This is a genomic window from Novosphingobium humi (genome assembly GCF_028607105.1).
In the GTDB taxonomy this organism is placed as follows: domain Bacteria; phylum Pseudomonadota; class Alphaproteobacteria; order Sphingomonadales; family Sphingomonadaceae; genus Novosphingobium; species Novosphingobium humi.
The window spans coordinates 45228-58595 of record NZ_CP117418.1 but is presented as its reverse complement, the minus strand read 5'-3'; the positions used below and the strand labels follow the sequence as shown (position 1 = coordinate 58595).

General features: G+C 65.1%; 15 protein-coding genes. 4 read left to right on the top strand and 11 right to left on the bottom strand.

Translation table 11 applies throughout. The features are described from left to right. Positions 1–99 precede the first annotated feature (99 nt). The 6 genes from PQ457_RS16370 to PQ457_RS16345 all read right to left on the bottom strand — a co-directional run bounded on the left by PQ457_RS16370 (position 100) and on the right by PQ457_RS16345 (position 5268). Positions 100–1053, bottom strand: coding sequence for a SphA family protein (locus PQ457_RS16370; RefSeq protein ID WP_273619910.1), 954 nt, complete (start codon positions 1051–1053; stop codon positions 100–102). A 62-nt stretch (positions 1054–1115) separates the two neighbouring features. Beyond that, positions 1116–2576, bottom strand: coding sequence for an aldehyde dehydrogenase (locus PQ457_RS16365; RefSeq protein ID WP_273619909.1), 1461 nt, complete (start codon positions 2574–2576; stop codon positions 1116–1118). Further along, the gene (locus PQ457_RS16360; protein ID WP_273619908.1) at positions 2573–2965 is read right to left on the bottom strand and encodes a c-type cytochrome; all 393 of its coding nucleotides are present in this window, start codon (positions 2963–2965) and stop codon (positions 2573–2575) included. Before PQ457_RS16360 ends, PQ457_RS16365 begins: the two co-directional genes overlap by 4 nt. A 28-nt stretch (positions 2966–2993) precedes the next feature. Beyond that, positions 2994–4577, bottom strand: a complete 1584-nt coding sequence (locus PQ457_RS16355) for an FAD-binding oxidoreductase (protein ID WP_273619907.1) — start codon at positions 4575–4577, stop codon at positions 2994–2996. A 19-nt stretch (positions 4578–4596) separates the two neighbouring features. Then, positions 4597–4929 carry a c-type cytochrome gene (locus PQ457_RS16350; protein ID WP_273619906.1) on the bottom strand — a complete coding sequence of 111 codons (333 nt, stop codon included), beginning with the start codon at positions 4927–4929 and terminating at the stop codon, positions 4597–4599. A 6-nt stretch (positions 4930–4935) separates the two neighbouring features. Then, positions 4936–5268, bottom strand: coding sequence for a hypothetical protein (locus PQ457_RS16345; RefSeq protein WP_273619905.1), 333 nt, complete (start codon positions 5266–5268; stop codon positions 4936–4938). Positions 5269–5588: 320 nt separating this feature from the next. On the opposite strand from PQ457_RS16345, the gene PQ457_RS16340 reads away from it, so the two are divergent. Continuing rightward, entirely contained in the window at positions 5589–7193 is a 1605-nt protein-coding gene (locus PQ457_RS16340) for a sigma-54-dependent Fis family transcriptional regulator (RefSeq protein ID WP_273619904.1), read from the top strand. On the opposite strand, the gene PQ457_RS16335 is transcribed toward PQ457_RS16340, so the two are convergent. Continuing rightward, positions 7160–7282: a hypothetical protein gene (locus PQ457_RS16335; protein WP_273620429.1), complete on the bottom strand. Its 123-nt coding sequence runs from the start codon at positions 7280–7282 to the stop codon at positions 7160–7162. The genes PQ457_RS16340 and PQ457_RS16335 overlap by 34 nt on opposite strands. Before the next feature lie 97 nt (positions 7283–7379). On the opposite strand from PQ457_RS16335, the gene PQ457_RS16330 reads away from it, so the two are divergent. Beyond that, positions 7380–7829, top strand: a complete 450-nt coding sequence (locus PQ457_RS16330; protein WP_420541003.1) for a nucleoside 2-deoxyribosyltransferase domain-containing protein — start codon at positions 7380–7382, stop codon at positions 7827–7829. A gap of 39 nt (positions 7830–7868) precedes the next feature. Here the strand turns inward: PQ457_RS16330 and rutA are convergent, their stop codons facing one another. The 4 genes from rutA to rutB are packed head-to-tail and all read right to left on the bottom strand — an operon-like array spanning position 7869 to position 10861. Next, positions 7869–8927: a pyrimidine utilization protein A gene (gene rutA, locus PQ457_RS16325; RefSeq protein ID WP_273619902.1), complete on the bottom strand. Its 1059-nt coding sequence runs from the start codon at positions 8925–8927 to the stop codon at positions 7869–7871. Between the two features lie 4 nt (positions 8928–8931). Beyond that, a complete protein-coding gene (gene rutD, locus PQ457_RS16320) occupies positions 8932–9738 on the bottom strand; it encodes a pyrimidine utilization protein D (protein WP_273619901.1) in 807 nt (268 codons plus the stop codon). Further along, entirely contained in the window at positions 9738–10121 is a 384-nt protein-coding gene (rutC, locus tag PQ457_RS16315; RefSeq protein WP_273620386.1) for a pyrimidine utilization protein C, read from the bottom strand. The genes rutD and rutC overlap by 1 nt, the downstream gene beginning before the upstream one ends. Further along, positions 10121–10861, bottom strand: coding sequence for a pyrimidine utilization protein B (rutB, locus tag PQ457_RS16310; RefSeq protein ID WP_273619900.1), 741 nt, complete (start codon positions 10859–10861; stop codon positions 10121–10123). Before rutB ends, rutC begins: the two co-directional genes overlap by 1 nt. Positions 10862–11021: 160 nt before the next feature. On the opposite strand from rutB, the gene PQ457_RS16305 reads away from it, so the two are divergent. Continuing rightward, the gene (locus tag PQ457_RS16305; RefSeq protein WP_273619899.1) at positions 11022–11648 is read left to right on the top strand and encodes a TetR/AcrR family transcriptional regulator; all 627 of its coding nucleotides are present in this window, start codon (positions 11022–11024) and stop codon (positions 11646–11648) included. A 436-nt stretch (positions 11649–12084) separates the two neighbouring features. Then, positions 12085–13368 (top strand): efflux RND transporter periplasmic adaptor subunit, encoded by a 1284-nt coding sequence (locus PQ457_RS16300; protein WP_273619898.1) that lies wholly within the window; start codon positions 12085–12087, stop codon positions 13366–13368.

Below are 13368 nucleotides of genomic sequence, written 5' to 3'. Positions count from 1 at the left end.
CCGCATCGGCGCGCCTTATTGCCCACGTCATGTTAACACCAGACGACAAATGGCCCCGCCCCCGGCCCGCTGGCAAGGGGCCAAGAACCGACGGACCTGTTAATGGCCCACAGGCAGGATCAGCTTGAGCCAGAGCTTGTCGCCCTGCGGACGATAGCGGGCGGTAAATTCATGCTGCCACGTGCCGATCAATTGCGCCTTGCCCAGCCCCACGCGCAGCGTGGGCCCGGCGGCCACCGCCTCGCCCTTAAAGCCGTCCAGAGCATCAAGCACCCGCTGGGCCGAGGCATCGTTCACCCGGTCGGACGAGGTCTGGACATAGTAATAGCCCGAAACGCCAAGGCTGGCGCGCGGCGCAATCGCCTGCGTCACGGCATATTCGAGGTGAAACTCATTGCCCGAACGATAGCGCGCGCCGGTGGGGTTCAATCCGTTGATCTGGGCATCGGGATTGGCAAAATTGATGTCGAACATGGTTTTGACATCGACCTGCAACCCCTTGCGCCCGGTATAGGCCAGCGCAATGATCGGTTCGACATTCCAGTAATGGCGGCTGACCGTGGCCGGATTGGTGCGGTCATAGCGGCCGATGGGCACGTTCACGTCGATCCCGGTGATGACATGCAGCCCGTTCTTAAAATGCCAGCCCAGAATGAACGGGTCGATGGTGACATCGGTAAAGCCGGTCTGCTGCCCCTGCACGCCGCCCACGCGGACCTGCGCGGCCACCAGCGGGGCGACCATATGCATGGCGAAATCCGCGCCCAGCACCTTGCGATCCGTCACCCAGACAAAGCGCGTGACGGCGGCCTGCGCATCGACGTGGAAATCGGGCAGCAGGCCCTTGTCGCCCTTGCCATCGTTGAAACGGTTGGCCTCGTAATTCTGAAGATAGCCCAGATAATAGACCCCCGGCGGCGGCAAGGCCCCGCCCAGCGCCCCTTCCGCACCCAGCGGATAGACCCCGCCGCCGCTTTCCGTTGCATGGGCCGGGGTGATGGCGGCGGGCGCGGCGAACAGCGCGCAGCACAACAGAGCAAACTTGCGCAACATCCTCATATCTCCCTGTTTTTATAAAAATGGCCGGGCGTCTTTTGCCGCGCCCGGCCCGTAGTTCAGATCGGCCAATGCGGCGTTTGCGTGTCGATGGTGATCCATTTCAGCTCGGTGAATTCGGCAATCCCCGCCTCGCCGCCAAAGCGGCCATAGCCGGAGGATTTGGTGCCGCCGAAAGGCATCTGGGCCTCGTCATGGACGGTGGCGCCGTTGATATGCACCATGCCCGCCTCGATCCTTTCGGCCACGCGCAAGGCCCGCGCGATATTCTGGCTGAACACCGCCGAGGTCAGGCCATATTCGGTGTCATTGGCGATCCGCACCGCCTCCTCCTCATCGGCGGCGCGCAGGATCGTGGTGACGGGGCCAAAGCTTTCCTCGGCATAGATCCGCATGTCGGGCGTCACGCCGTCGAGCAGGATCGCGGGCATCAGCGTGCCGGGGCGCAGCCAGTCGCCATAGACCGCCGCGCCCTTGTCCACCGCATCGGCCACCAGATGGCGGATGCGATCGGCGGTGGCCTCATCCACCACCGAGCCGAGCGGCGCGTTCTCCCGGCGCGGATCGCCGGCGACAAGGCCCGCCACCCTTTCACGGAAACGCGCGACGAAAGCGGCGGCAATCGGCTGTTCAAGGATGATCCGCTCGGTCGACATGCAGATCTGGCCGCTGTTCATATAGGCGCCGAAACCCGCCGCCGCGACCGCCGCATCCAGATCGGCGTCGTCCAGCACCACCATCGGCGCCTTGCCGCCCAGTTCCAGCAGGCAGGGCTTCAACTCCTGCGCCGCCAGCGTGGCGATGATCCGGCCCACATGGGTCGATCCGGTGAAATTGATCCGCCGCACCGCCGGGTGCCGGACCAGCGCCGCCACCACCGCGCCTGCATCCTTGGGCGCATTGGTGATGACATTGACCACGCCCGCCGGAAAACCGGCATCGCGCAGCACCGCCCCGATCAGGCGATGGGTGGCCGGGCATTGCTCGGAGGCTTTGAGCACCACCGTATTGCCGCAGGCCAGCGGCGTGGCAATGGCGCGCACGCCCAGGATCACCGGCGCATTCCACGGCGCAATGCCCAGCACCACACCGGCCGGGCGGCGCACCGTCATCGCATGGCAACCGGGCCGGTCCGAGGGGATCGTCTCGCCCTTGACCTGCGTGGTCAGCGCAGCGGCCTCTCGCAGCAGCCCCGCGCCCAGATGGACGTTGAACCCCGCCCAGCCCGCCGAAGCCCCGGTTTCCGCCGCCATGCAGGCGATGAAGTCAACGGCGCGCGCCTCCATCGCATCGGCGGCGTCCAGCAGCAGGCGGCGGCGGGCATTCGGCCCCAGCGCAGCCCATGCAGGCAAAGCCGCGCCCGCAGCCGCAGCGGCGGCATCCGCGTCCGCCACCGTGGCCGCCGCCGCGCGACTGGCCACGCCGTCGCCCAACGGGCCATGGCGCTCAAACGTGGCGCCGTCGCTCGCCGCTCTGTCCTCGCCCCCGATCAGCAGGGCGACATCGAGCGGGCCGCTCATTTCAGCGTGCCCAGATAGGCCACGACATCGGCGCGCTGGGCCGGATTGGCCATGCCCGCATAGGGCATCTTATTGCCCGGCACCAATTTGGCAGGCCCGGTCAGCCACCGGTCAAGATGGGCGACATCCCATTTGAACCCGGCCTTGGCCAGCGCGGGGGAATAGGCAAAGCCCGCCCCCTTGCCCGCAACGCGGCTCGCCAGACCCGCAAGGCTGGGGCCGACCAGCGTCTTGCCCGGAACCGTGGCGTGGCAGATCGCGCATTGGGCCTGAAACGCGGCCTTGCCGCGCGCCGGGTCGCCAGCGGCCTGCGCCGAATTTGCGCCCAGCACAGGCGCGCCAAAAAGCAGGGCCGCCGCAAAGGCGGCCCGGAAAATCTGTTTCGTCATGCAATTATCCTTTTGGAGGCTGCACGCCTCAGATGCGGATGCCCGATTTGCCCGGCGCGATGATGCCATTGGGGTCCAGAGCGCGCTTCAGAGCCTGATCGACATGGCGCTTGACCGGGCCGTAGAGATCGGCGGTCTGGTCCATAAAGGCGGTGTTGACGCGATAGACCGCATAGCCGCGCTTGCCGAATTCGCTCAGCAGCTTGGCGAAACAGGCATGGGCGCGCTCCATTTCCTCAGGGTTCGAGCGGTCGAACAGCACGTCGATGATGTGATGCATGTCGCGCATGCCGACGATATATTCGGCCACATAATCCAGCCCGAATTCGCCAAGGATCTTCTTGGCCAGCTCGGTCTGGTCCTTGGTTTCCGAACCCTTGGCAACGGTCACGGGGGCAAACCACATCGAACCGCCGCCGCCGCGCCAGCGATAGAGGCCGAATTCCTGAAGCGTCATGTCGCCGCGCATCAGTTTCGCGCGATATTTGAAGGGTTCGGTCTCGCCCGCTTCCTCCTCGGTGATGATCCGGCCCTTGCCGCTGGCCTTGATCGCCCCGGTGATGATGTTCCAGTTGACCTCGACCTGCTCCTTGGTGCCATAGAGCGCGGCATAAACGTTCCACGCGCCAATGCCTTCCTTGGCCTTGATCTCCTCCAGCACATGGTCGGGCGTGGTGCCGGTGCCCTGGTAATATTTGCTGCGCGGCATGATGGCGGCCGCTTCCCACATCACATTGGCGAAAACCATCGCATTGGGGATGACGCCCGCAATGCGCAGCGGGCGCAAGGTTTCCACGATGTCATGGATGTCCTCATCCTTGTCATAGCGGATCGAGAAAGGCTTATAGACCGGCGGCTGAGGCATCAGCCACATGCCCATCTTGGTGACGACGCCATAGTTCGACTGGGTAAAGATGCCGTCGAGATAAGGCCCGTAGCCCCATTTGAAGACCTGCCATGCGTTGGTGTTTTGCACCCCGCCCATGCCGGTGCGCAGCACCTGACCATCGGCCAGCACAACCTCCATCCCGCATTGCATCATGAAATGCTCGCCATAGGGGGTATAGCCCACGCCGCGATCGACCGTATTGCCCAAAGGCCCGGCAATGGCCGAAGGCGCAGGACAGGACAGCCAGAGCGGAATGTTGTTCTCGACCAGATAGTCCTTGAGCTGCTGATAGGTCACGCCCGGTTCGACCAGCGCAGTGCACAGGACCGGATCGACCTCAAGGATGCGGTTCATGTGGCGCAGGTCGAGAATGACCTGACCCGCGCTTTGCGGCGCGGCCGAGCCATAGCCGAAGTTGCGCCCGGTCGAGATCGGCCAGATCGGTACGCGCACGCGGTTGCACACGGCCATGATCTTTTGCACCTGTTCGACGGTGCGGGCCATGATGACGGCGGCGGGACGGTGCAGATCCTCGCTCTCGGCCACCATCACCTTGGTATAGGGCGCCAGATGGTCGGCATCGGTCAGCACATTTTCCGCGCCAAGGATGGCGATGAATTCGCGGATCGCACCGGCGAAGTCGGCCGCGCTGACGCCGGGGGGCAGGATGGCAGGGGCCGCCGGGCCAGAGGCAGCGGCAGGAGCGGTTTTTTGAGCGGTCATGTCAGGATCTCCGGAAATTTCAGAGCTTTTTGGCCGGGGCGGCGGGCTTGGCGGGCGCGTTCAGGCGCGATTTGGAGACATAGAGCGCCACACCATCAAGCGTGGCGTCGTCAATCGCACCATGGGGAAAGGCGGGCATGGCCAGAAAGCCGTGGCGCACGACCTGCTTGATATATTCGGGCGGCAATTGGCGCCCGCGCAGCTCCGGGCCGACGCCCGAGAGATGGCAGCGCGCGCAGACCTTTTCCCACGCTTCATTCGAACCGCGCCACACCCCGTCGGGCGAGGCATGGACAGCGGGCGCGGCGCCCAGCGACAACAGGGCGACAAGGGCAAGAGAACGAAATTTCATGGCAGGTCACTCCTGTCCGGCAAGGGGGGCGCCCACGGCATCGTGGCGGGCAATGTCGAGCAGCACCGCATCGTCGGCATCGAGAAAGGGCGTCAGATGGGCCGCGCCATGGCGGGCGATGGCCGCGCGGATCTGCGACAGGCGGGCCAGATAGGAGCCCTTGAGCAGGATGGCCTGCCCGCTCCAGCCCGCGGGCAGCGCCCCGGCATGGCTGGCCAGCGCGACCGGGGCGATGCGCGTCCATTCGGCGGCGGCGGCCGGAACGGCGGTGGCCAGCGTCGCCAGCGCGCTGGCGGAGAGGAAGGTCCGCCGCGTCAGATGGGAAAAGGCAGGGTCCATAGGTGTGATGTCTCCTTGATGCAGCCGTTGGGGGCGGGTGCGACGATGGGTGCAACAAGGGTGCGCGTGATGGTCCGGCATGGTGGCTCTCTCCCTTGTCACGGCCGCTGTCGCGCGGCCTGGTGGGATCATCGCAAAGCCTGTGCCAAGCGCGGAAATGGTGAACAGAATTTTGATAGTTCTTTGTTTTTACGTCGATTATCTTTTCAAACCGCGTCAGATCGCCGTGAGATGCCGGCTGAAAACATGCATAATTTCAGACGTTCCCTTTTCCCCGACTGTAGAATATCCTACACTCCTCTCCCATCAAAGGCCGCCCCATGCCGCAGGATCTCTTCTCCCATCTCCATTTCGACCCCGCGCAGGGCCATATCTGGCTGGCGGGCAAGCGGATGATGCTGCTCCATGCCCGCGCCTTTGCGTTATTGCGGCGCGAGGTGATCGACGCGCTGGGGCTGGAACAGGCCCGCGCGATCTTTACCCGGCAGGGCTATCACTCGGGCGCGCTGGACGCGGAGAGCGCGGCCCGCCTGCGCCCCCATGCCACGATCGATGACATGTTCGCCGTCGGCCCCGAACTCCACATGCTCGAAGGCATGGTCCGATCCGAGGCGCTGCATGTTGATTTCGATGTCGAAAAGGGCGCGTTTTCGGCCGAATATCTCTGGCACGGCTCGTCGGAATGCGGGGCGCATCTGGAAACGACCGGGCGCGGGGCCTATCCTGCGGGCTGGTCGCTGGCCGGTTATGCCAGCGGCTATGCCAGCGTGTTCCTTGGCCGCCCGATCCTGTTCCGCGAGGTGGAATGCATCGCCATGGGCCACCCGCATTGCCGCGTCCGGGGCCTGCCCGCCGAGGAATGGGAAGAGGGCGAGGAGGACCTGCGCTTCATGCGCGGCGAGGCGATCAACCAGATCGAACGGGCGCGCTCATCGGCGCGCGGGGGCGATGAGCGGCGGATCGTGGGCGCTTCGGCCGGGTTCAACGTGGCCTTCGACATGCTGCACCATGTGGCCGACACCGATGCGGTGGTGTTGTTTCTGGGCGAAAGCGGGGTGGGCAAGGAGATTTTCGCGCGCAACCTGCACGCGATGGGGCGGCGTGCGGACAAGCCCTTTGTCGCGGTCAATTGCGCGGCTATCCCGGAAAGCCTGCTGGAGGCCGAATTGTTCGGGGTGGAAAAGGGGGCCTTTACCGGCGCCCATGCCGCCCGCGCGGGCCGCTTTGAGCGGGCCGAGGGCGGCACGCTTTTCCTCGACGAAATCGCCACCCTGTCTCTCGCCGCGCAGGGTAAATTGCTGCGCGCAATTCAGGAGGGCGAGTTCGAGCGCGTGGGCGGGGTGCGGATGCACCGGGCCGATGTGCGGCTGGTGGCGGCCACCAATGTCGATCTGCGTGCCGCAGTCGAGGCGGGCACCTTTCGCGCCGACCTGTTCTACCGCCTCAATGTCTTTCCCATCCGCATCCCGCCGCTGCGCGAAAGGCGGGCCGACCTGCCTTTGCTGATGGAATATTTCCTCGAACGCTACAGCGCGCGCTACGGCAAGGCCGTCACCGGCTTTGAGGGCGATGCGGTGGCGGCCATGCTGGGCTATGCCTGGCCCGGCAATATCCGCGAGCTGGAAAATGTCATCGAACGCGGCGTCATCATGGCGCGCGACGGCGAACCTTTGCGCCTGCACCATATCTTTGCCGGGGGCGAAGCGCTGGGCCCCCTGCCCTTCCGGGTGCGCGCAGGGGGCCGGGTGGAAAGCGGAACCAAGGTCGCGGGCGGCGATGACCTCGATCTGGCCCGCAACGAAAGGCGGATGATCGAACAGGCGCTCGAGCGCAGCGGGGGCAACAAGGCCCGCGCCGCCCGCCTGCTGGGCATCACCCGCGCCCAGCTCTATTACCGGCTGGAGCAGATGAGCGCGACGCCATAGACCACCGCGCCGCCCCCCTCGCGCAGGCCGCCGTTGATCGCGGCGCGCTTCGCCCCTATCGCGGGGGGCATGCGACTGCTTCCGGCCACCTCCCCGCTCCTTGGCGCCCTGCTTGTTGGCGCCTCACTTCCGGGCGCTCCCCTCGCCCATGCCCAGACCTCGACGGTCGTCACGTCTCCGGAGGCCTTGCCCGTCACGCATGACCGCCCCCGCGTCTTTTTGGGCGGCAGCATCGACATGGGCAACGCGCCCGACTGGCAAAAGGGCATGATCGAGGCGCTGGCCGCCGACGATGTGGTGATCCTCAACCCCCGCCGCCCCGACTGGAACCCCAAATGGCGTCCGGAGGCCGACGAGCCGGAATTTCGCCGTCAGGTCGAATGGGAACTGGGCGCGCTGGAAAGCGCCGATGTCATCGTCCTCTATTTCTCGCCCGGATCGCAAAGCCCGATCAGCCTGCTGGAAATGGGCCTCCATGCGCGGGGCGGCAAGCTGATCGTGCTTTGCCCGCCCGGATATTGGCGCAAGGGCAATGTGGACATTACCGGCGCGCGCTATGGGGTCGAGCAGGTGTCCAGCCTGCCCGAGCTGATGGCCGCGGTGAAGCGCCGGGTGGCGACGCTCGGAAAAAGGTGATTTTGCCGGGATCCATATCCGATCTGGCGTGTTGCAGCCCTATTTCCGGCTTTCCATCAGCGGCTGGATTCGCGTGCCGAAAGCCTCCACCCCCTCGACAAAATCATCGAATGTCAGCAGCACCCCGCCCGTATTGGGCACCTGCGCCATGTCATCCAGCATCCGCGCCACGCTGGCATAAGAACCGACCAGCGTGCCCATATTGATATTGACCGCGCCTTCGGGGGCGGCCAGTTGGCGGACATTGGTGTCGGTGTTGACCTTGTCCTTGGCCCCCTGTTCGGCCAGCCAGGCGATGGCCTCAAGGTCCACGCCATCATTATAGCTCTTCCACTTGGCCATCGCTTCTTCATCCGTCTCGGCGGCGATCACCATCACCAGCACAAAGACCTGAACATCGCGCCCGGTTGCCTCCAACGCCTTGGCCAACCGGTCATTGTTGAAGGAAAAGGCGGTGGGCGTGTTGACGCCTTTGCCCAGACAAAAGGCATAGTCCGCCCATTTGGCCGAGAAGGCCAGACCCGCATCCGATGACCCGGCGCAGATGATCTTCATGTCTCCCTGCGGCCGGGGCAGGACGCGGCAGTCCTCCATCCGGTAATAGTCGCCCTTGAAATCGGACACGCCGGTCGCCCACAATTCGCGCAGGATATGGGCATATTCATCCAGCATCTGATAGCGGTTGCGGAAATGCTCGTCGCCCGGCCACACCCCCATCTGGGTATATTCGGGCGGCTGCCACCCGGTGATCAGGTTGAGGCCGAAGCGGCCATGGCTGATGGAATCGATGGTGCTGCACATGCGCGCGGCAAAGGCGGGCGGGATGATCAGCGTGGGACAGGTGGCGTAGATCTTGATCTTTTCCGTGACCGCCGCCAACCCAGCCATCAGCGTGAAGCTCTCCAGCCCATATTCCCAAAACTGCGTCTTGCCGCCAAACCCGCGCAACTTGATCATCGAGAGCAGGAAATCCAGCCCATATTTCTCGGCGCTCTGCGCGATCTGTTTGTTGAGGTCGAAGCTGGGGTGGTACTGCGGGGCATTCTCGCTGATCAGCCAGCCATTGTTGTTGATGGGCACGAAGACGCCGACTTGCATAGGGCTAGCTCCCGACAGGCGCGGTCCTGCTGGTCAGCCAGTCGAGGATCTCGCGGTTGAACCGATCATGTGCGGTGACATTGAGCGCGTGGCCGCCCCAATCGAAATGGCGATGGACGGCGTGGGGCAGCCCCTCGACGAGAGCCTGCGAACTGCGCCACGGCACCAGCAGATCGTCGGCCGCGCTGATGGCCAGGACCGGCGAGGCGATGTGATACAGCCATGGCTTGGCATCAAAGCTGCGCGCCGCCGCGATGCGCTTTTCCATTGCCGCATCGCCCGGCCAATGGGCCAGATGATGCTCGCTCTCCTCACGCAGGGCCGCATCATGCTCGCTCAGCCAGTCGGGCGGGAAGAGGAACAGGGGCTGGGCCTCCAGATAGGCCCGCGCGCCGGCATGGCGCAACAGCGCCAGGCGCACATCGAAACAGCGCGCCGTCTGCGGATCGAGCCGCGCCCAACCGTTGATGACGACGATCCGCTCGACCCTTTCGGGCGCGGCGCGGGCGGCCTCCAGCGCCGCCATCCCGCCGATGGCATGGCCCATGATCGCGGCCCGCGCGATCCCCAGCCTGTCCATCAGCGCCAGCATATCCGCGCCCAGATCGGCCAGCGTCACCTGCGCGGGCAAGGTCCTGTCGCTGCGCCCCGTGCCGCGATGGTCATAGGCGATCACGCGGAAATGGCGGGAGAGCGCGGCCAGATTCGGCCGCCAATAGGCCGCCGAACCGCCCAACCCGCTTGACAAAATCAGCGGCGGAGCATCGGCGCGCCCGTGTTCTTCATAATAAAGGTCCGCCCCGCCCGGCATCAGCCGATATGCGCCACGCTGGCAATTTCCACCAGACAATCCGGTTTGACCAGATCGGCCCGGATGCAATAGCGCGCAGGCTTGTCGCCGGGGAAATACTGCGCATAAACCTGATTGAAGGCGGCATAATCCTTCAGGTCTTTCAAAAAGATATGGTTCATCGCCACATCCGCCATCGTGGCGCCTGCCGCCTCCAGCGTGATCTTTATCACCTCCAGAACGTGGTGCGTCTGGGCCGCCGCATCGCCCACATGCAGCACCGCGCCCCCTTCGCCCAGCGCCAGCACGCCCGAGACATAGACTGTGTTGCCCGCCTTCGCGCCTGCGGAATAGGGCGCGATGGGGGCGGGAAATTGCGGCGGATTGATCGGTTCGAAAGGCATCATTCCCCTCCCTTGGGCAATTGCCCCAAGCTGCCGCAGAAATCATTCACCGTGCTGACCCAGCCGAAGAATTTCTCGACATTGTAGATCGTGGCCTGATGGACGAAATCGGGGCCCAGATGATGGGTGGCATCCTCCAGCATCACGCTGAAATATTCCAGATGGAACGCATCGCGCAGGGTCGACTCGACGCAGACATTGCTGGCGATGCCGACAAAGACGATGGTTTTGATCCCGCGCGAACGCAGCACGCTGTCGAGCTGCGAGTTGAAAAAGGCGCTGTAGCGTGTCTTGTGAACGCGAATGTCGCCGGGCTGGGGCGTTAACCCATCGACCAGCTCATAATCCCAGCCCCCGCGCGCCAGCAGCTTGCCCTGCCATTCGGGCCTTGCGCGCATGGTCTTCAAAGCATTGGATTTATGCCAGTTGGGCGATCCCGGTCCGCCCGCCTCGACATAATCGGCATCCCAGCCGTTTTGCAGAAAGACCACCTGAACCCCGGCCCCGCGCGCGGTGTCCAGCACCTGTGCGACGCGGCCGATGACGCCTGCCGCCCCGGCAATGTCAAACCCGGCCAGGTCGACATAGCCGCCCGGCGAGGCATAGGCGTTCTGCATGTCGATGACGACCACGGCGGTTGTGGCCGGATCAAGGCGTATGGCCTCGGGCCGCGCGGGCAGAATGGCGCTTTTGCCACCGGGCGCGGCCGGGCCGGGCGTTGGGTCGATGATCACCGTCATAACCGGTTCTCCTCACGCGATTCGTGAAGTTTCCCAGAAAGATGGCATCCGCGCAAGAGCAATGCTGCACCGCAGCAAAGCGGCCGATTGTCAGGATTCCTGCGACAGATCGCGGCAAGCGCTATGGACCATGTTACAAAACTCTTATATACTGCGTGGTATGAAATTCGATCCTGACACCATCGTGGCGCCCAATTCCACCCATCGGGGCCGCCCGCGACAGTTCTGTCCCGATGCCGCGCTGACCGCCGCGCTCAAGGTGTTTTGGGAGCGGGGCTATGAAGGCGCCTCGATGACGGAATTGACCGAGGCGATGGGCATCACCAAGCCCAGCCTTTACGCCTGTTTCGGCAATAAGGAAGCCCTGTTTCGCAAGGCGCTTGACCTGTATGAAAAGGAAAAGCTGGCCTATGTGCGTGCGGGCCTGACCGCGCCCACGGCCAAGGGCGTGGCCGAGGCTTTCCTGCGCGGATCGCTGGCGATGCAGACCGGCAATGACCCGCGCGGATGCCTCAGCGTGGTAAGCGCGGTGGCCTGCACCAATTACGCCGACTCGATCCGCGACGAGATCACCTCGCTGCGTCTGGCCACCGACCGCGCGATCATCGAGCGTTTCGAACGCGCCCGTGACGAGGGCGATTTCCCCGAAGGCGTCGATCCGGCCGCCATGGCCCACTATCTGACCGCGATCCTTCAGGGCATGACGGTGCAGGCCCGCTCGGGCGCCACCCCGGCCGAGCTGGAACGGCTGGTGACGACGACTCTAGCAATCTGGCCGGGGCGTTAAGAAAAATCTGCTTGTTTCCAACGGGATGAATTAAAAATACCGGTCGGTATAAAAATCCGGTTGACGCCCGGCCCGTCCTATTTTATACCGCTTGGTATTGAAAGGGCACGGGCCGACTACCCCCCCCGTCCACCAAGTGCAGGACCGTCCGTTCCTGCCCGGTTCGTCCCTTTCAACGGGCGCCTGAACAGCGCGTCCGACCTCAGGCGCGGCGTTTACCCCAAACGCCGTTTGCCCAGACCGGTTCCCGTCCGGGGCGCAATCCCCCCACCCCCCCGCGCGTCGCGGACGGGGCCGGTTTTATCCCATCCCTGCGCGGGCTTCACGCCCGCCATCTGTTTCTACCCGGCGCGCCGGGGAAGGTTTGTTGGCGTGCCCCCGGCGCGCGGCGCAGCCGTCCCTTGCGCGTTTTTCCTGCCTGCCCGGAGCCGATCCAATGGACATGCTGACCTCTCACCTCGACAATGCCTATGAGCGCGATATTCAGCGCGACACGGCACCCGACACCGGCCGATCCCCCCTCACGCGCCGCATCACCTGGGTCACGCTGGCCCTTGCGCTGGCGGGCGGCTTTGGCTGGCGCGCGATGCATCACGATGCCGCCACCGCGCCCGCCATGCCCATCCCGACGCTGGGCGTGGCCACGCCGATGGTCGCCCCTGTGACGCAATGGGATGATTACGTGGGCCGCTTCGCCCCCAGCCAGAGCGTCGAAATCCGCCCGCGCGTGGGCGGCCAGATCACCGCGCGCCATTTCCGCGACGGCGACATCGTGCAGAAGGGCCAATTGCTCTTCACCATCGACCAACGCCCCTATCGCGCCGCTCTGGCCGAGGCTGCGGCCAATGTCGCCTCGGCGCGCAGCACGCTGGCGCTGGCCCGCAACGATCTGGCCCGCGCATCGCGCCTGTCAGGCGATGAGGCGATTTCGGCGGGCGAATTGGATGGCCTCAAGGCCCGCCTTCAGGCCGCACAGGCCGCCTTGGCCGCCGCGCAGGCGCGCCAACAGGCCCGCGCGCTGGACATGGAATTCACCCAGGTCCGCGCCCCCATCGCAGGCCGCATTTCCGACCGACGCGTCGATGTCGGCAATCTGGTGGCCGCGGGCGAAGGGGCCAATGCCACGCTGCTGACCACGATCAACGCGCTCGATCCGATCTATTTCACCTTCGATTCCTCCGAAGCGCTTTACCTGAAAGCCCAGCGCGATCGCGCATCGGGCAACACCAGCACCAAGGTCGAAATCAAGCTGCAGGACGAGGCCGATTACCGCCATCAGGGCCAACTGGACTTCACCGACAACAGCCTCGACCCGCATTCGGGCACGATCCGGGGCCGCGCGGTGCTCGCCAACCCCGGCCTCTTCCTGACGCCGGGCATGTTCGGCGCGATGCGGCTGAGCCATGGCGGCACGGTGCAGGCGCTCTTGGTTCCCGACGAGGCGATCCAGTCCGATCAGGCGCGCAAGACCGTGCTGGTGGTCGGCCCCGACGGGACGCTGGCGGCAAAGCCCGTCACGCTGGGTCCGGTGGTGCGCGGGCTGCGCGTGATCCGTTCGGGCCTTGCCCCCAAGGACCGCGTGGTCATCACCAATCTTCAGGCCGCCATGCCCGGCGCCAAGGTGAACACCCGTCCGGCCACCTTCACCCTGCAGGCGCCCACTGCCGCTCCCGCCGCGATCAACACCCCCGCCGCCGCGCAAGCGACGCTGGCGCGTTAA

Excerpts from the sequence above, each read along its gene's own strand:
- PQ457_RS16370 (WP_273619910.1), bottom strand. The coding sequence starts at position 1,053 with ATGTTGCGCAAGTTTGCTCTGTTGTGCTGCGCGCTGTTCGCCGCGCCC.
- PQ457_RS16365 (WP_273619909.1), bottom strand. The coding sequence starts at position 2,576 with ATGAGCGGCCCGCTCGATGTCGCCCTGCTGATCGGGGGCGAGGACAGA.
- PQ457_RS16360 (WP_273619908.1), bottom strand. The coding sequence starts at position 2,965 with ATGACGAAACAGATTTTCCGGGCCGCCTTTGCGGCGGCCCTGCTTTTT.
- PQ457_RS16355 (WP_273619907.1), bottom strand. The coding sequence starts at position 4,577 with ATGACCGCTCAAAAAACCGCTCCTGCCGCTGCCTCTGGCCCGGCGGCC.
- PQ457_RS16350 (WP_273619906.1), bottom strand. The coding sequence starts at position 4,929 with ATGAAATTTCGTTCTCTTGCCCTTGTCGCCCTGTTGTCGCTGGGCGCC.
- PQ457_RS16345 (WP_273619905.1), bottom strand. The coding sequence starts at position 5,268 with ATGGACCCTGCCTTTTCCCATCTGACGCGGCGGACCTTCCTCTCCGCC.
- PQ457_RS16340 (WP_273619904.1), top strand. The coding sequence starts at position 5,589 with ATGCCGCAGGATCTCTTCTCCCATCTCCATTTCGACCCCGCGCAGGGC.
- rutA (WP_273619902.1), bottom strand. The coding sequence starts at position 8,927 with ATGCAAGTCGGCGTCTTCGTGCCCATCAACAACAATGGCTGGCTGATC.
- rutD (WP_273619901.1), bottom strand. The coding sequence starts at position 9,738 with ATGCCGGGCGGGGCGGACCTTTATTATGAAGAACACGGGCGCGCCGAT.
- rutC (WP_273620386.1), bottom strand. The coding sequence starts at position 10,121 with ATGCCTTTCGAACCGATCAATCCGCCGCAATTTCCCGCCCCCATCGCG.
- rutB (WP_273619900.1), bottom strand. The coding sequence starts at position 10,861 with ATGACGGTGATCATCGACCCAACGCCCGGCCCGGCCGCGCCCGGTGGC.
- PQ457_RS16305 (WP_273619899.1), top strand. The coding sequence starts at position 11,022 with ATGAAATTCGATCCTGACACCATCGTGGCGCCCAATTCCACCCATCGG.
- PQ457_RS16300 (WP_273619898.1), top strand. The coding sequence starts at position 12,085 with ATGGACATGCTGACCTCTCACCTCGACAATGCCTATGAGCGCGATATT.